Origin of the sequence: Nostoc commune NIES-4072, from assembly GCF_003113895.1 — a bacterium.
GTDB classification, from domain to species: Bacteria; Cyanobacteriota; Cyanobacteriia; order Cyanobacteriales; family Nostocaceae; genus Nostoc; species Nostoc commune.
The window spans coordinates 116,851-132,352 of record NZ_BDUD01000002.1 but is presented as its reverse complement, the minus strand read 5'-3'; the positions used below and the strand labels follow the sequence as shown (position 1 = coordinate 132,352).

Here is a 15,502-nt window from a genome sequence, read left to right as displayed (position 1 = left end):
ATCATCGATGCAAGCAGATTTTATCCCGAAAACTATCGTACAAGCAAGTCAGCAAATGCAAAGTGGCTTGTTAACTTCAACAGCGTTAGTCAAATATTACCTTGCACGGATTCACAACTTAAATCCTCTACTCAATGCTTTTATTACTATTTTAGAACAAGAAGCTCTAGAAGCTGCTGCTCAACTAGATTTTGAGCGAAGTAACGGTCAAGAACGAGGGTTATTACACGGAATTCCAGTTGTTATTAAAGACAATATTGATACAGCAGGAATAAAAACCACCGTTGGGTCACAACTTTTTTGCGATCGCATACCATTATCTGATAGTGCGATCGTCCAAAAGTTAAAAGCAGCAGGTGTGGTAATTTTAGGTAAGACAAATTTAAACGAATTTGCTGCTGAACTTTCAGGTAACAATCTTTTTTACGGTAACACCTGCAACGTTTGGAACCATAAGCACTCATCAGGAGGTTCTTCTAGTGGAAGTGCAACAGCTATTGCATCTGATCTTTGTCTAGCTGGAATTGGCACAGATACAGGAGGTTCAATTCGAGTTCCGGCTAGTTGGTCGGGAGTGGTGGGACTACGCCCAACTTTTGGACTACTTAGCAATCAGGGTGTTTTTCCTCGCGTTCCCAGTTTTGATACAGTCGGTTTGATGGCAAATTGTGTAGAAGATGTTGCCATTGTGCTTGATGCTGTACTCTTCCCTATTTCCACAAATTTAAAACAACTTTATCCTCTACCAACTAATATCAACGGTTTAAAGTTGGGCGTAATTAGTAACTATACATTTTGTGGCATTGAGGGAGAAATTGCCAAGGCTATTTACAACACCATATCTATTTTGAGAGAACTGGGAGCGGAAATTGTCACCTTAGATTCAAGATTTTTAGAAGAATTTGATCAGGTGACTTACTCCACCATTGCTCTTTATGAATTTAGCCAAGCTTTGCAAGTAGAATATGCTGTTAACCCCAATGTATTTGGAGACAAAGTGCAAAGTGATTTATCAAAAGGAGTAAAAATTTCTCGCCATCATTATAAAAACGCAAAGCAAAAATGTGAAAGATGGCTTCCTCTAGGGCAAAAACTGTTTGAGCAAGTAGATGTTGTGTTAACACCAACAACACCAATGGTTGCACCTCCGATTAATAGTGACCGTAAAATCTATCAATTAAATCAGCGATTTATGCTACCTTTTAGTTTTATGGGTTTACCTGCAATATCGCTGCCTTGTGGCTGGAGTAGTCAGGGTTTGCCTATAGGATTACAAATTGTTAGTAATTCTTATGACGAAGCTTTGATTTTGAGAGTCGCATTAGCTTTTGAAATTGCTACTGCTTTCTCTAAAGGTAGCCCTCTCTAACTAACGGTAAAACATTTCGCCCGACATTTTCGCACTCTTCTAAATGGGGATAGCCAGACAAAATAAAAACTGTAATTCCCAAGTTTATATACTGTAAAAGATACTCCGCCACCTGTTGGTAACTACCAACAATCGTCATTCCCGCACCACTCCGCACTACCGAAATCCCAGCCCAAAGCAGTGGCTCAACATACCAATCTTTATCAGCGTTTCCACGTAATTCACACTGCCGACTTTGACCGACACTTTCTCGCCTAGTATTAGGAAATTCTGTGGCTCGTGCTTTAGCTAATACTTCTGGAGAAACTTTTGCCAGCATTTCTTTTGCTGTTTCCCTTGCTTGAGCTTGGGTTGGTCGAGCGATAATATTAATTCTTAATCCATAACGCATCTTTTTTTTCCGTCCGATGTCAGCCTGTAATTGCTGCATCCGATTCATCCGCTCAGTAATTTGATTTAGTGTTTCCCCCCACATCAGATAAACATCTGCAAACTCTGCACTCACTCGTTGAGCCATTTCACTCGCACCACCGAAATAGAACAGCGGCCCAGATGGTTGCACAGGCAAAGTTTCTAAACGAGTTTGACGGAGTTTATAAAATTCTCCTTCATAATCAAAGGGAGCCGTAGTTGACCATAACTGACGACAAATTTGCATAAATTCACGGGTGCGACGATAGCGACTATCGTGGTCTAAATAATCACCATACATTGCTTGTTCCATCGGTCGTCCACCCGTGACAATATTAAGCGAAAGGCGACCCTTACAGATGTTATCTAAGGTAACAGCCATCTTTGCTAATACTGGGGCTGAATAGAAACCTGGACGGACAGCTACCATTGCTCCAGCATTAACAGTAAGCGCTAAAACTGCTGTTGCTAAAGTCCAAGCCTCCATAACGTGATGTGTGAAACCCATACCAATGAGAAGCTGTCGAAACCCAAATCGTTCTGCTGTTTTAAAAATCTCAACAGTATACTCAAGGTTGGGAGGACGTTCCCAAATGGGCAAACCTAAATAGAATCCATCACCAGATACTGGAGCGCACCAGTTAAATTCTAGTCTTTGTTTTGCAAACATTTATACACGCTTTCTATGCTATATTAAAACCTCTTCAATTCTGTAATGCTAGCGAACCTATCCGTCACAAATGTCTATAGCCTGGGGAAATCAACTCATCCATTCTACCCCAATACTGCTCGGTTAAGCCTCTTTTGGTCATTATAGACAACGATATTTCAAGGGTTTCAGCCTACTTTCTTTCCTTAACCGAGCAGTATTGCATTCTACCCAATCGGGCGCTGCTACCACCAGTTGGGCAAACTTGTCCGGGCTGACCTCATCAAACTTCAGCATCACCCCACAAGACTCATCACTCGTTAGTGTACTGAGTAATTCTTTAACCGATTCTACACCAGACTCAAAGCGCTCAATCGCTAACTGAGCATCATATTCTACTCCAATCTGACAGCTAGCATCTAAGTTTAATAAGAATTAAAAAATTCGTAATACTCGCCTCCGGCGAGAAGCAAGCTACGTAATTTACCCTGAGCGAACGCGCAGAGCGTCTCTAAGAGTTGCCGAAGGGTTAAGTTTTGTAATGGGGATTTAACCCCAACACAAAACTTACTTTTTTATTGAACCTATGCAACTTAAATCCGCGGACAGCAGTTAAAACAAATCCGTTATAATCAAACCAACAAATCTTCTTTTCAGGAGAATAAAACTGTGCCAATAATCAAAATACCAAAACATTACCTTGTATATCAAGATGAAGATTCAATTACAGTAGATATACCAGAATCACTGCTGTTAGATTGGGAAAAAGACTATAAAAAAGTGGCTCTTGCCAAAGGGATTTTGAAGCAGAAAAAAGAAGCTATGCTGGCTCATTTAGATGCTCTACGTCAGGAGTGGGATGGATGAGATACGTTTATGATACAAATATTTTTATTTACTATCTTGCTGATGAACCAACAGTTAATTCATTGTTTACAGAAAAATTTCTGAATTTGCACGAGGTTCTGATCTCACCGATTATCCGCATGGAATTACTAAGTTTTGTAGGTTTAGAGAAACAAGAAGAGCAAGCGATCAAAGATTTACTATCCCAGTTTTACTCAGTTCCCTTGTTAAGAGAGATTGAAGAGCAGACAATCCAATTGAGACGACAGTATAAGATTAAGCTTCCTGATGCAATTATTGCTGCTACTGCACTACATAAAGACGCAGTTTTAGTAACAAGAAATTCTAATGACTTTCAAGGAATTGCTGGACTAAAAATTGAAAATCCTTTTGTTAACTAAGGTAGGGAAAATTTGGTCATAGCGATATCTGCGACCGGCTATTCCGTGTCGTTTAACTTAATCGACCGAGAAAAAAAAGTAGCGATGGCCGCTAGTGAATGCGTGACTTGCCCCTTGCGGTACTACACTGCCTCCAACCAATCGCACACCACAGACGTACACCCAGTGGCAAAGTTAACCCAAACCTGCCACTGCCCCAGATAGCCATTCCAGTAAGGCTCACCATCAGCAACACCAAGAGAAAAGCCAACCTTGTAGACTAACTCACTGTAGAACCGACCAGCGCTGTCGAGTCCTTGGCGTATTTTCAGCTTCAGCCCCTTCCATCCTTGGGTAACAGGACTTTCCACTGGCGTGAGTGTTTGAGGAATATCCTGGGATTGGGTGTCAATGACTGGTGTAATTGTACTTATATTATTGCTGACTGACACCAACTCATTTTGAAATAATTCATCTCGATTTAACCACTGTCCAAAAATCGAATCACGCTGATCATCAGGTGCAACAAACCGATAAACGCACTCCCGATTTTCACGCTTACCCAACCGACCAACGTAATTCAACTTCAAATCAATCTTGGCAAGTAATTTCTGAGCGATCGTTATGGGAGTAAATTTTTCCGAAATGGTGACGTTTAAACAAGTTTTGATGAGATACCGATTCTTCATCGCCGCCTTCTTCAACTCCTGCATCGCCTCGTCAGAAGAGCGTAAGTGTTCCCCAGGTGTAAGAAACTGCAACAAGTTCAGTCTCTCCAATAATAGGACAGCAGTCAATAGCTGCCCCTTGTTAAAATCCGGCTTCCAGATAGCATTATTCCCGGCTTCGGCTTGTGCCTTAGCTCGTTTCGCATCACGGTTGGTCAGAAATTCCCGACCCAGCGTCAAATAATAGTGCATCCGCAGTTGAGGATACCAGCCGTCGTCATCTTTCTCGACCAAATCAGGGGTTACGTCAATTTCGTAGCGACGAGACAATTCAGCCTTGCGCTGCTGATGTCGTTCAGTTTTCGTTTTCGCCCTTGTGTCAAGGAGCTTCTTAAGTTCGGCATCAGAGATGGTTGGAGAATCCGCGATCGCTTTACACTCAGCAGTATACAATTCCTCAGACGCGGCTTTAACCGACTCGATTACTGCCCCACTCTCGTCATCATCAGCATCCGAGGCATCGATAACGGTGTAACCATCCTCGACCAAACCCGCAAGCACAGACTCTCGATAACGCCGCATTTCTACGTTGATTACAGAACCACGCTTACCCCAAGTCTGTAGGGATTCGGGCTGAAAATTCTGATCAATATAGCTCAAATCCGCATTATCCGCCGCCGACAACAGCGCAATGTTAGCCTGTGTTGCGACGTGTTGACTTCTCAGCAATCCTCCAATGGTAGTGGAACCATTGCCCACAACACCCATCCCCCACTCTCTGACCCAGATATGACGGTCAACAGTTTCCCTAACCCTTGCCAACATCTGACGCACGGAATTAACCGGCTGCACTCCCTGAAAAATCCCCCAAACAGCATCAAAGTGTCCTTCAATGTCGATGGATACCCCAGTTTCAAGACTGGGTGAGGCGATAACTAAATCATACTCGGTCAGAATTTCGTTCAGGTGAGAAATACACCCCATAGCAGCATGAGAGGGATCTGCAACAGATTCGCTGTCAATTCTCAGGATTCGTAAATGAGGGAATTTGCGGCGAAAACGTTCCTCCAATGCTTGGGTTCCCCATTTGGACTTAGCCTTTTGAGCAGAACAGCATAATAAATGATGCCCCCCTTTGGCTATCGCTTTGTCTAGTGCAGCGATGAGATTTTTCGGGTTACTGCCAGAATAGTTGTAACAGTTACCGGCTACGTGCCGATAATTGTTGACGATTACGAATGGATTAACCCGATATTCACCAGCGAGTGATAAAACATACTTCACATCAGTATCTGACACATCGGCAGAAGATAGGTAAATCTTGCCGTGTTCGCTACCGAGAACATTTTGTACCAGTTGTTTCAAGTTTTTTAGAACCGATACCCGACGTTTAGCAACCTCCGTACCAGAGTTGAGCAAATGCCAGAACACTTGGTCACACTCGTCGATAATTATGACATCATTCGCCCAGTCATTGGGGTTGAATCGCGCCTGACTCTCCTGATGCAGCGAATCAACGCACACCCCGTATCCTAACAATGTGCCTGTTTCATTCGTGCGGACTTCAGTAACATAGTTAACACCAAACCGATTACACAATGCCTCACCCAGTTGAATGCGATGGGTGATTATTAATACTCGTCTCTCTTGGTCGTGTGCTTTCGCTACCTCAGTTGCCAGCCATTCGGTTTTACCAGTGCCTTTGGGAGCTTTGAGGATAATCAGCTTTTCACCTTCGGGGACGAGAAGCTGGCCCAAGAATCTTTGGTTGAGTGCGATCGCTGGCGGGTAAGTCAGCAGGGTAAACAGCTTGATTTCCCACAACTCCAATGCAACAGCCGTATTGTAGAGTGCGTCAAATGCTGGCTGTCCTTTGGCAACGATAAAATCATCAACCCCTTTTTCTTGTCCTAGCGGTAAATCAATCACTCGTAGCGAACAGCCCTCATTTACCAGCAGCCGTCCCATGCGACTGATAACAGTTCTGACTCGCTGTACAGTTTCGGGCTTATTATCCTGGTCAAAGCAGATGTTAACCTGTCTTCCTTGTGTTGCAAAATGTTTCAAGTCAGGAATCAGAGAGGGTTTACCGATGGCAGTACCGTACTCATCTTGGGGTGTGCGGTATCCAGCGTTTACTCCCGGAATTGCGATCGCAGCATAACCAGCAGTCAGTAATGCCCCCGCTTTCTTGACACCTTCGACAATTGTGACTGGCACATTATGCCGCCAAACCCAGTGCCAGAAACCCCCAGGATGCTGTAAGTCCTCTTCAGTGATGGGGATGCCACTACGGTTGGAGACTTTTACCCAAATGCGATTCGGTACTAGGAGGAAGAAGGCGCGTGTCTCTTCTCTAAATGGGTGTTCGTACTTGATGAATTTGTGAATTTTCTGGCGATCTCTTCGGGGGTGGTCTGGTTTGAAACAGCCCCACATCATCAGTACATAGTCGTTGAGAGGGTCAACGCCACTGCACCACCAGCCGCCTAGCTCAATGTGCTGGTATTTCTTCAAGTCTCTGTCTCGTAAGCGCCCATCATTGCGGCGGGAGATTTTGGGGCTGTAGAGCAAGTATTCGTAGGGTGTTGTGCTGGAGAGTGAGCGTACATTTAAGGCAATGATTTCTTCGTCAACGCAACTGTTGAGCCATTCTTGTAAGTGTAGAGCTTGAGAATCAAATTCGATTATACGCATATTCCCTCTGTTTTTTGACGCATGGTGCAGGGTGCGGCATTGCACCCATGCCGCCGGTTCAAATTTGTGTGAGAGCTTATGCTGGCTATGAAATCCTCAACAGCCAGCCACAGCGTTATCTACCCCCTCCTGTGTGCGGTCGAAATGTGAGATTGATACGGGTACTAACCACTTTGTTGGTCTTGGGAAGCTGATGCAGATGTGTCGATTGACAGCCTGGGTGCATCACAAGCAAGCTGCCGTGTTCCAACCAGAAATCAGTAGGTTTGCCATTCCTCGGTTTGATTTGAAACTTGCGACATGACCCCAGGCTAAGGGAAGCGATCGCTGGCTGATATCCCATCGAAGAATCAGTATCAGCGTGCCATCCGATAGAATCTTGTCCACTGCGATACTGATTGCCGATGACGATACGGAATTTATAACCAGTAAGTGCAGTGATGCGATCGCGCAAGTTAGCCAGATTGTCTGTCCAAATCAGGGGTTTCAAAAATACGCTGTTTGAGTAAAGATAGTCACAGTTTTTGTCACCGTACAGGCATTCCAGGCGGGGGACGGGCATTGTTTTACCCGCGATCCTGATTTGATTCTGCTGCCATTGCAGTTGTAGACAGTGTTGGTAGAGTTCATTGGCCTGTTCAAAACTTAAGAAATCGGGATAATAAGTGACTGGTAAAACTGGGGCTAATTCAGCAAATAAATTGAGTTGTTGCATGGTAGTTTTCTGCAATTAAAAAACGTGTGCTGAAGCAATTGCTGTTAGTTTTAGTTGCTGGAGAATACTTCACATTTCTTGAGACACTTGCTCCCAATACTCAATAACAAAATCATGGGCTTGCTGTAACACTTGAGGGAGTAAAAATAAGGGGACTTCCCAAGCCGCAATCACACTACCAGCAAAACATTCTGCAAGTTCAACCCGAATACACTCTGGTAAATTGCTCTCTAAAAACTTAAGTGAATGATCTTCGTTTTCTGGTAGCTGAACAAAAAAATAATCGTCGTGCATAATATCAGCAACTAGACCGTATTTTTCTGCCAAGGTTTTTCGTAGAGTGTTCATAATTGTTGTTGAGTTAGGTAGGGAATTATTGAGAGATGACTTTTACTATTTCGGGCAACCACCGCAGTTGAAAAACAGTTTGATTTGAGGATTTGGCGACTGCGGGAACCATGCGACCCCATTGCTTACCAGATTCAGTAGGACGATAGGGAATTTTCTTGTCGTCAGTTCTGTATTGCAGTCCAGAATTTAGTAAGCAGTGGTTAACAGCCCGTGCAGACATTCCTACTACCTCACCAATTTGTGTTGGGTTGAGAAATGCGTCCTCTGCGGTATTAGTGGAAGCGATCGCAGTCTTAAGCTCATCTGCTGCTGGCTTAAGTGCGGGGTTAACTTTAGTGGCAGCATTGACTGCTAACTGGGCGGTGAGAGATTTTTCTAATCCGGCAAATTCCCCCAACATCATTGCTAACTGTGCGGCTTCGTGGGATGGGGCTAATCTATGTGGTGATTCTTGCTGTAATACTTGCTCTACTTGGGTTGAGAGCATCACTTTCATCAAAGTTCTGTTAGCCCAGATGCGGAATTCAACAGAAACCCACTGAGCTAAATCAATTGCGATTTCTGGATAAATCCAAGTCCCTTGAGAACTGCCATAACCATCAACTTCGATGACAAGAGACGATATCGGAATCCCGATGTCGTTTGAAAGTGCCGTCCAGTAAGCTTTTGTGGACTTCCTTTCTTTGTAATGCCCCCAAGACTTGTTATTTGCATGGCACATTTGAGTTGCATTCACGTAGCCTTTGGGTATGCTGTATTTGCCTATTTCCCCAGATTGGGGCATTTGGTTAATTTCTGAGTCACGCCATTTGTGTATCAACATAATTAACTCCCTGGTTATTATTCAAACAGTGAAAAAAGAGGAATTGCAATCTAAGAAACTCAAGCATTTACCCGCATCAAACTTTTTTCACCAACTAATGAGAAACGATTCGATATAGTTGGTGTCTTAATTAACGTTGGCGACATCAATTCAACAAGGTAAAACCAAGAATTATGCACCAGTGCAATTCCCAAAATCAGCCGTTGTTTTGTTCCCTTGTCGTGAGAACAAAGCATCACTCTTTGCCCCAAAACAAAAGCCGGTTTTGGCACGGGCAGGGGAACTAAATCTCCAGTCCCAATGATTTGATGCTGTGTAACGTGAACAATTTCATTACGACAATCAATTGAATAAATCCAGCATTCGTGTTTCCATTGAATTCCACAGCAGTAACCGAATGTTCTCGTAGTTCTGAGGTATACTCTCTCTAGTAAATTGACCTCAACAGGTGGAATTGTTTGTCTCCAAGGTGGCGAGAGATACCAGATTGTTTGAAGCGCATTAACGTTGTCAATCATGCGTTTTTCCTTTGTTGAGATAAAATTCTTTTAAGTCGGTCAAAAATTAGTGCAGCGCATTGAGGCACAATCGCATTTCCTAAAGCTTTGATTTGCTCTGTGTGTTGTTTTCTGAGGCTTTGGTATTCTGCATAGAGTTGGCAATATTCTTTTTGGCTATCTGCCGGAAGCGCTGCAATTTCAGTACGATTAAGCCGATGGAAGCTGGGGATTGTCGCAGAGGTGAGCCAATAATCAAGTCCGGCGTGGGTAAGGAGACATCCGTCCAGCCCTGTGGTACGCCGATCATCGCCTCTATTAGATGCGGGTTCAGGGAGCGCTCCGTATTCAACCCTTCGACTGCGCTCAGGGTAAACTGAGTTGGTAAATCTGTGTTTCTGGAAGTCATCATCACCGCCGCCGACAGATGCAGCGTTTGTCCTCTCTTGTATGCGCTGATTCCAGGATGTTCGCCGTCTTGAGCTTTGGGAGTGGGCAATAATCCAAACTCTTTCTCGTTTATGGACGGCCCCCACCTCTGCTGCCGAAACAATTCCCCACTCGACATCGAACCCCAGCGAGGCAAACTCCCAAAGTACGGCACGGAAAAATTCACTTCCCTCAGCAGTAAGCAGTCCGGGAACGTTTTCCACAATCGCCCAGTCTGGTCGAATCTCGCAAATGATTCTAAAGAATTCCCCGAACAGGTTGCGCTTGTCTTTCGAGGCTTCACGTTTCCCCGCAAGGCTGAAAGGAGGGCAGGCAATACTGCTCGGTTAAGGAATTTCTTGGTTGAGGCAAGCAGGGGGAGCAGGGGGAGAAATGGAGGCTGGCGTTGAGTTTTTGCCTCCCCTGCCTCCCCTGCTTCCCCTGCCTCCCCTGCTTATCCGAGCAGTATTGGGAGGGCAGGGTAATCCGGCGATGATGCCGTCAATTTCTCTAACTCCCACTTGGTAAAGAGACTCAACTGTGATGTCATGAATATCTGGGATAATTGGAATTTGTGGGAAGCGCAGATTTAGAACTTGTTGGCAATACTGATTAATCTCGCAAAAAGCTACAGTCTCAAAACCGCCGCTAATCAGATGACCAAGGGTAAAACCACCAATGCCAGAACAAAGGTCAAGGACTTTTTGAGTTTTAAGGGTGGTGAATTGTTCTGTCATTCCAACCTCCCTACCAAGTATTCGATAGCATCTTTATCAATGGCAGCAATCCGGTTCTTAATACGTTGAGGTGGGTTTTCAAGAAATCGTTTTAAGTCTTTGCTCTTAATTTGGTGATATCTTCCAGAGTGTTTGGTTGTACGAATCCATCCTTTTTTTACCCAAGTCCAAACAGTCGCTGAATTAAGTTGTAAAACTCTGGCTATTTCACAGCAGTTGTAGTTATCAAGGATTGGACGTGCGGAGTATCCTAAAAAGCGCAGTTTCTTTTGAATAGCTGATGTTGAGCGGGTGTATCCTCTTTTTTTGAGGCGATAAGCTATTTGCTTAACAGTGTTGAGACAAGCCATTTCTTCAACGATTGCTAGTTCTTCATCAGTCCATTTAGGATTCATTTGTTACCTCCAATGTTTATACAGATTTAGAAGAAAGTTTTTCTGGTACAATCCGAGCGCTGATAGATTCAAAGTCAACTTGAAATATGTTCATATTTGTGACCATTTCCCCACTGTTGTAGCGGTCTACTATGTGCTGTTTAATTGCAGATTGATTCAGCCCATCAGGGATATCGATGTGCGCTTCGCTGGTGATTTTTTCAACAACTGTAACGATGATTCTCATGGTTAATTCTTATCTGATTAATTGAGGATTCAGAAGTCAGAATTATTCTGAATCCTGACTTTTGGTTTAACTTGCCCCAGTCTTTACTGCTTGCAACTGTTGCATCCACGTTTTGATTGCCGTTAATTCATCAGTACCGCTAACAACAGCATCAACAACAAGATTTTGATACAAAGATTCAGCATGATTGGGATGGTCACACTTGCCTGCTGCCCAAGCCAAACACATAGTCTTCACCAATTCATCAATCTTGCTAATATGCAATTGGCTGGGACTATTAGTGTCTTGGAATTGCAACCACTCTCTGACCAAATCAAGGGGATAATCAAGCAAAGTGCGAATATTTTTCACTCGCAAATCCTGTGGGTGTACTGATTGAGGTACTACACTAAGTTTTGGCGTGGCTGAAATAGTTGATGAAGCACCACCCAATAAAGATTGGATGTCACGAATGATTGTTGCCCAATCCAAATCTCTACTCCATTCCCTGTAAATTTTGGTTTTGGTTGCAGCATCATAAAGATTACAGAAAACTGTATTCTCGTCCCCAGCATTCGCAACGATAATCAGTGGTTTGGAAAAGTCTTGGACTAATGAAGCCGCTAAAAGAAAGCTTTTGGCAAAATTGGTTTCAACACCAGTTCTTATGACGTAAAGTTCATCAGCACTGACAACAATATCCAGTTTGAGATTGTCCCTGCCTTTGAATTCTTTAGTGGTCAATCGCAGTTCTGACAAGTACCCAGTTAACGCCCTTTGGGGGACTGGAATTTTCTTCTCCTGGCTGATATTGAACTTGTACCAAACGAATGATTCTCCATCTACCTCGCCCTGGTTGACATATAAATAGATGGGTTCGGGAGGATTGCATAAACCTAGTTTAATTTCAGTAACCATGTTCACCTTGATTAATGTTTCATTGATTAGTGTTTCGTGTGCAATAATGGGAATTCTGTAGCGGGAGAAAAACTTCCGTGCGTTCATCTGAAGTAATGGCATTCCTTTGGATGAACGCTTTTGTATTAGGCATAAGGTTCTCGATTACGCTCTAATTCCCATTGCAGATAGGTGAGCGCAGTCTGAGCATCAGCAATGTTTAAATCAGGGCTATATCCCTCGTCCAGCAGTTGTTTGTAGTCTGGGTGCCAAGCAATAAGGGATATTAGGGTTTGGGATTGTTCAACTAAGCGGTGAAGAGATGGATTAGACATCTCGATACCAAGTCTGGAACATAAATCTTCTGCCTTGACACCTATTGTTCCTGGTTCAATTTCCGTCTCTAATTCTTCAAGCAAAGATTGAAAGTTTGGATGGTCATCGTTGATTTCAATTTCAATTAAATCTGCACTCTGTGTAACAACAGTTGCCCAATTGGGTAAGGTTTGTGGAATGGTTTTAGCGTAAAGTTTCATATCTGCTCCTGATTGTTTCGTCAGTTAAAAATCCTCAGCAATCTCCAACAAAAAGCCGCATCCAGTGTTTTGCACTTGTACCCGTTTTTTATCAAGCAAATATTGGATGATGGTTTCTGAGAATTGAATGCGGTGCAAAGGGATAGAACCACCAGAGCGACTTAAAGAGTGCAGTAATCTAGCAGAAGTACGTTCCACATAGTTGTCAATCGTCTTAGCCATTGTTTGTACCTCCAGCCATTGCATCTAAGTGTCGATTGAGGTTATTTATTTGCTGTTGATAAAACTCAATCTCTGCGCGTATCTGCGTGAACAATTCCTGTGGAGATAGCGGCTGAATTTGATTCTCTTGCAAGTACGATATCTCGTCAGAATTCTTGTTAGGCATCAATACATAACGCCATCCTTCATCAAATTGTTCAGTCAATTCTGTACCAGATGGGTAGTAGTAAAGTCCGAGAATCGTGCCTTGTTCTGTACGCTGGTCAAAGGCAAAGCGAGGGTAGCCCCAGTGTTGGGGGATTGATATTGTGGGTTGCATTGATTTAATGGGGGATTGGTGAATGAAGGGAAAATGAGAGAAGAATTCAGGAGTCAGAATTCAGAAGTCAGAATTTCGGGAAGAGGTAGGAAAAAGAGGAGAAAGGAAGGCAGATTTTATTAACTTCTGCACCCTGCTCTTTGTTTTTTACTGACTCCTGACTCCTGGATTCTGACTTCTTAATTACGCTATTACTAACTCCGTTCTCTCCAGCAGCCGTTGCAATTTATCGCCAGTTAGCTGTTCTAAGGGTTGCTCTAAAAAATATTCATCAAAAATGGATTTACTATCACAAGACACATCCACCATCGACAGCGATCGCACTGCATCATAGACCGAGTTAGAATACTGCTGTTGGTCTGAACAACCTTCCTTTACCCACCAGTTACCATCTGTGCATCCGACTTCGCCCAATTTGCGTAGTTTGCCGTCTTGAGTATTGCGGGTGTAAATCCCATCATTGAGAATTTCAAAGCCGTAATTCTGGCACTCGTTGAAGATATGCGCCATGATTCGATTTTCGGTCGTGGGGGGTGTTGTTTCTTTCTCCTGCACAGGTAATGAGCCGTCTTTGTAGTGAGTGCAGATGAAGCGATCGCAACGCATTAGAGTGTTGGCACGAAATACTTCTTTGTCGTTGACCATGACTACCCAGCGTTGCGTTAAGTGGCTGTCATCATGGGTGATGCTGGCTATGAGTTGACTACCAGCGTAATACTCGTGATGGTCAAACGAGATTTCGACTATTGTGAGGGGTTTGGGGGCGATCGCTTGGGCTTGTTCATCAGTGACCTTCTGAAGCTGTGTGGATTGGTGGGTGATAATTGCGTTTACCCAAGTTTCAGCCGCTCTCTTGTCTTCTGTTGGGTTTGCGCCGAGGTCTGCGGCAATTCTTTTGAGGCGCGGGAGGGTGTAACGGGAGAGGGCTTGCTGTGAGTAGATGGGATACGTCATAATATAGATCCTGTAAAAGGGTCAAAGGGCGATCGCACAAGTTTTCCAGGCTAAGGCGGTTGTCCTTTGTTTTATCTACTATTATTTTACATATTTTATGGAAATTAGTCAACGATTACGGACGAGATTTTTTGCAATAAAGGGTAGCTGAGGGTTTGTGCTACAACAGGATAAAATTCCCTAAGCTCGATCCCTAAAATTTGACAATATTTCAAAATAAGAGACAAAGAAACAGAGCGATCGCCTTTGCCCTTCCATTTTTCTATTTTATGAATTAACTGCTGAGAGCAAGGTTCTCCAAGTCCTGTAATTGCTTGTGCTACCTCTTCTCTAGAAAGTTTCTTCTCCTCCCTTTGCTGAAATAAAAATTCACCATATTCCTGATCCCAGTCAATCCGGGATACTAAATCTAAAGGTATTCCTTGCATTACGATTTCTCTCACTGATACTCCTATATTTACACAAGGCGTGGAAATAGTGGTATACTTCTTCTATGAAGTATGTAAAACCTAAGCAGTATTAGCGTAGAGCCTAAATCGTCAAAGCGATCGCTCTAAATTTGTGCTGACTTTTAGAACCCCTTTGAAAGTTTGTACTCTCAAGGGCTTCTAAAAAATGACACAAGTTTTAGAAACAGTAATCAACGTGTGGTTAATGCTTGTGCAAGACTACGTTAACGCTGGCTGTCATTAGGTCATGCAAGCAGCAACTAAGGAAGCGATCGCATCTGTTGAGAAAATTGGATTAGGGTAAATGAGTAACAGCTTTAATAAAGATTCCTTTTAATTGCAGATATGCCCGATTTACAGCCATAGTTCTCGACCAAACAAAAATTAGTGGATGAGGGTGTGGAGTGGGGTTAAGATTACAGTAGTCATCTGCATAGAAGCGAAAACTACCATGAGCGATAGGGAAACCGTTCTTGAACTTGTGAAGCGATTACCGCCAAATGTGTCTCTACGGGAGATCCTTCGAGAAATTGAGTTTATTGCGGCAGTAAAAGAGGGTTTAGAAGAGATTAACCAAGGACTTGGAGTGTCAATTGAATCTGTTGAACAGATGATTGAAGCATGGACGACTACCAAGTAATCCTCTCTCCTAAAGCTGTGGGTGATTTAGAGGCAATTGTCAGGTATATTGCTTCAAGTAACCCTGAAGCTGCAAGAAAGTTGGGTCAACGACTCCTAGAAAAGACTAAGGAGTTGAGTCAGTTTCCATTGAAAGGTCAGAAAGTACCTGAATTTGACGATCCTAATATTCGTCAGCTTATTCTTAAACCCTATCGTGTTGTTTACAGGGTTGAAGAAGAGAAAAAGCGGATCAGCATTGCTAGATTTTGGCACTCGGCACAAGATAATCTAGAGCTTTAGATTGAATATAGCCACCTAAACAAGGTTTCTAC

General features: G+C 43.4%; 19 protein-coding genes and 1 pseudogene. 5 read left to right on the top strand and 15 right to left on the bottom strand.

Annotation, left to right across the window (positions count from 1 at the left end):
- Nucleotides 1-7: 7 nt before the first annotated feature.
- Nucleotides 8-1,369, top strand: coding sequence for an amidase (locus tag CDC33_RS32890; protein ID WP_109012872.1), 1,362 nt, complete (start codon nucleotides 8-10; stop codon nucleotides 1,367-1,369).
- Here the strand turns inward: CDC33_RS32890 and CDC33_RS32885 are convergent.
- Entirely contained in the window at nucleotides 1,350-2,450 is a 1,101-nt protein-coding gene (locus CDC33_RS32885) for an LLM class flavin-dependent oxidoreductase (protein ID WP_109012871.1), read from the bottom strand. The genes CDC33_RS32890 and CDC33_RS32885 overlap by 20 nt on opposite strands.
- 648 nt (nucleotides 2,451-3,098) lie before the next feature.
- On the opposite strand from CDC33_RS32885, the gene CDC33_RS32875 reads away from it, so the two are divergent.
- Both CDC33_RS32875 and CDC33_RS32870 read left to right on the top strand, forming a co-directional pair.
- On the top strand, nucleotides 3,099-3,296 hold the full coding sequence (locus CDC33_RS32875) for a hypothetical protein (RefSeq protein WP_109012870.1): 198 nt from the start codon (nucleotides 3,099-3,101) through the stop codon (nucleotides 3,294-3,296).
- A complete protein-coding gene (locus CDC33_RS32870) occupies nucleotides 3,293-3,676 on the top strand; it encodes a type II toxin-antitoxin system VapC family toxin (RefSeq protein ID WP_109012869.1) in 384 nt (127 codons plus the stop codon). The genes CDC33_RS32875 and CDC33_RS32870 overlap by 4 nt, the downstream gene beginning before the upstream one ends.
- Nucleotides 3,677-3,798: 122 nt before the next feature.
- On the opposite strand, the gene CDC33_RS32865 is transcribed toward CDC33_RS32870, so the two are convergent.
- From CDC33_RS32865 to CDC33_RS32795, 14 genes and pseudogenes are all read right to left on the bottom strand, one after another.
- Entirely contained in the window at nucleotides 3,799-7,020 is a 3,222-nt protein-coding gene (locus tag CDC33_RS32865; protein WP_109012868.1) for a plasmid replication protein, CyRepA1 family, read from the bottom strand.
- A gap of 115 nt (nucleotides 7,021-7,135) precedes the next feature.
- The gene (locus tag CDC33_RS32860) at nucleotides 7,136-7,735 is read right to left on the bottom strand and encodes an alpha-ketoglutarate-dependent dioxygenase AlkB family protein (protein WP_109012867.1); all 600 of its coding nucleotides are present in this window, start codon (nucleotides 7,733-7,735) and stop codon (nucleotides 7,136-7,138) included.
- 69 nt (nucleotides 7,736-7,804) lie between these two features.
- Nucleotides 7,805-8,083: a hypothetical protein gene (locus tag CDC33_RS32855; RefSeq protein ID WP_109012866.1), complete on the bottom strand. Its 279-nt coding sequence runs from the start codon at nucleotides 8,081-8,083 to the stop codon at nucleotides 7,805-7,807.
- 25 nt (nucleotides 8,084-8,108) lie between these two features.
- On the bottom strand, nucleotides 8,109-8,909 hold the full coding sequence (locus tag CDC33_RS32850) for a KilA-N domain-containing protein (RefSeq protein ID WP_109012865.1): 801 nt from the start codon (nucleotides 8,907-8,909) through the stop codon (nucleotides 8,109-8,111).
- A 59-nt stretch (nucleotides 8,910-8,968) separates the two neighbouring features.
- On the bottom strand, nucleotides 8,969-9,427 hold the full coding sequence (locus CDC33_RS32845; RefSeq protein WP_109012864.1) for a DUF1392 domain-containing protein: 459 nt from the start codon (nucleotides 9,425-9,427) through the stop codon (nucleotides 8,969-8,971).
- A pseudogene (locus CDC33_RS32840) lies at nucleotides 9,424-10,572 on the bottom strand (DNA cytosine methyltransferase). The gene CDC33_RS32845 and the pseudogene CDC33_RS32840 overlap by 4 nt, the downstream one beginning before the upstream one ends.
- Complete coding sequence (locus CDC33_RS32830) at nucleotides 10,569-10,967, bottom strand: MerR family transcriptional regulator (RefSeq protein ID WP_109012861.1); 399 nt, start codon at nucleotides 10,965-10,967, stop codon at nucleotides 10,569-10,571. Before CDC33_RS32830 ends, CDC33_RS32840 begins: the two are co-directional and overlap by 4 nt.
- A gap of 16 nt (nucleotides 10,968-10,983) precedes the next feature.
- Nucleotides 10,984-11,193, bottom strand: a complete 210-nt coding sequence (locus CDC33_RS32825; protein ID WP_109012860.1) for a hypothetical protein — start codon at nucleotides 11,191-11,193, stop codon at nucleotides 10,984-10,986.
- 66 nt (nucleotides 11,194-11,259) lie between these two features.
- Nucleotides 11,260-12,090 (bottom strand): hypothetical protein, encoded by an 831-nt coding sequence (locus CDC33_RS32820; RefSeq protein WP_109013338.1) that lies wholly within the window; start codon nucleotides 12,088-12,090, stop codon nucleotides 11,260-11,262.
- A gap of 125 nt (nucleotides 12,091-12,215) precedes the next feature.
- Nucleotides 12,216-12,605, bottom strand: a complete 390-nt coding sequence (locus CDC33_RS40795) for a hypothetical protein (protein ID WP_244919463.1) — start codon at nucleotides 12,603-12,605, stop codon at nucleotides 12,216-12,218.
- Nucleotides 12,606-12,629: 24 nt separating this feature from the next.
- Entirely contained in the window at nucleotides 12,630-12,827 is a 198-nt protein-coding gene (locus CDC33_RS32810) for a hypothetical protein (RefSeq protein ID WP_109012859.1), read from the bottom strand.
- Nucleotides 12,820-13,146 (bottom strand): hypothetical protein, encoded by a 327-nt coding sequence (locus CDC33_RS32805; RefSeq protein ID WP_109012858.1) that lies wholly within the window; start codon nucleotides 13,144-13,146, stop codon nucleotides 12,820-12,822. Before CDC33_RS32805 ends, CDC33_RS32810 begins: the two co-directional genes overlap by 8 nt.
- A 183-nt stretch (nucleotides 13,147-13,329) precedes the next feature.
- Entirely contained in the window at nucleotides 13,330-14,100 is a 771-nt protein-coding gene (locus tag CDC33_RS32800; RefSeq protein WP_109012857.1) for a hypothetical protein, read from the bottom strand.
- Nucleotides 14,101-14,204: 104 nt separating this feature from the next.
- Nucleotides 14,205-14,543 (bottom strand): helix-turn-helix domain-containing protein, encoded by a 339-nt coding sequence (locus CDC33_RS32795; RefSeq protein ID WP_146195898.1) that lies wholly within the window; start codon nucleotides 14,541-14,543, stop codon nucleotides 14,205-14,207.
- Between the two features lie 457 nt (nucleotides 14,544-15,000).
- Here CDC33_RS32795 and CDC33_RS32790 point away from each other — a divergent pair, with 457 nt between their 5' ends.
- The gene (locus tag CDC33_RS32790) at nucleotides 15,001-15,189 is read left to right on the top strand and encodes a hypothetical protein (protein ID WP_109013337.1); all 189 of its coding nucleotides are present in this window, start codon (nucleotides 15,001-15,003) and stop codon (nucleotides 15,187-15,189) included.
- Nucleotides 15,171-15,470, top strand: coding sequence for a type II toxin-antitoxin system RelE/ParE family toxin (locus CDC33_RS32785; RefSeq protein WP_109012855.1), 300 nt, complete (start codon nucleotides 15,171-15,173; stop codon nucleotides 15,468-15,470). The genes CDC33_RS32790 and CDC33_RS32785 overlap by 19 nt, the downstream gene beginning before the upstream one ends.
- The last annotated feature ends 32 nt before the right edge of the window (nucleotides 15,471-15,502 follow it).

What these genes read in the sequence shown, in the direction of transcription:
- CDC33_RS32890 (WP_109012872.1), top strand. Translation starts at nt 8, where the DNA reads ATGCAAGCAGATTTTATCCCGAAAACTATCGTACAAGCAAGTCAGCAA.
- CDC33_RS32885 (WP_109012871.1), bottom strand. Translation starts at nt 2,450, where the DNA reads ATGTTTGCAAAACAAAGACTAGAATTTAACTGGTGCGCTCCAGTATCT.
- CDC33_RS32870 (WP_109012869.1), top strand. Translation starts at nt 3,293, where the DNA reads ATGAGATACGTTTATGATACAAATATTTTTATTTACTATCTTGCTGAT.
- CDC33_RS32865 (WP_109012868.1), bottom strand. Translation starts at nt 7,020, where the DNA reads ATGCGTATAATCGAATTTGATTCTCAAGCTCTACACTTACAAGAATGG.
- CDC33_RS32860 (WP_109012867.1), bottom strand. Translation starts at nt 7,735, where the DNA reads ATGCAACAACTCAATTTATTTGCTGAATTAGCCCCAGTTTTACCAGTC.
- CDC33_RS32855 (WP_109012866.1), bottom strand. Translation starts at nt 8,083, where the DNA reads ATGAACACTCTACGAAAAACCTTGGCAGAAAAATACGGTCTAGTTGCT.
- CDC33_RS32850 (WP_109012865.1), bottom strand. Translation starts at nt 8,909, where the DNA reads ATGTTGATACACAAATGGCGTGACTCAGAAATTAACCAAATGCCCCAA.
- CDC33_RS32845 (WP_109012864.1), bottom strand. Translation starts at nt 9,427, where the DNA reads ATGATTGACAACGTTAATGCGCTTCAAACAATCTGGTATCTCTCGCCA.
- CDC33_RS32830 (WP_109012861.1), bottom strand. Translation starts at nt 10,967, where the DNA reads ATGAATCCTAAATGGACTGATGAAGAACTAGCAATCGTTGAAGAAATG.
- CDC33_RS32825 (WP_109012860.1), bottom strand. Translation starts at nt 11,193, where the DNA reads ATGAGAATCATCGTTACAGTTGTTGAAAAAATCACCAGCGAAGCGCAC.
- CDC33_RS32820 (WP_109013338.1), bottom strand. Translation starts at nt 12,090, where the DNA reads ATGGTTACTGAAATTAAACTAGGTTTATGCAATCCTCCCGAACCCATC.
- CDC33_RS40795 (WP_244919463.1), bottom strand. Translation starts at nt 12,605, where the DNA reads ATGAAACTTTACGCTAAAACCATTCCACAAACCTTACCCAATTGGGCA.
- CDC33_RS32810 (WP_109012859.1), bottom strand. Translation starts at nt 12,827, where the DNA reads ATGGCTAAGACGATTGACAACTATGTGGAACGTACTTCTGCTAGATTA.
- CDC33_RS32805 (WP_109012858.1), bottom strand. Translation starts at nt 13,146, where the DNA reads ATGCAACCCACAATATCAATCCCCCAACACTGGGGCTACCCTCGCTTT.
- CDC33_RS32800 (WP_109012857.1), bottom strand. Translation starts at nt 14,100, where the DNA reads ATGACGTATCCCATCTACTCACAGCAAGCCCTCTCCCGTTACACCCTC.
- CDC33_RS32790 (WP_109013337.1), top strand. Translation starts at nt 15,001, where the DNA reads ATGAGCGATAGGGAAACCGTTCTTGAACTTGTGAAGCGATTACCGCCA.
- CDC33_RS32785 (WP_109012855.1), top strand. Translation starts at nt 15,171, where the DNA reads ATGGACGACTACCAAGTAATCCTCTCTCCTAAAGCTGTGGGTGATTTA.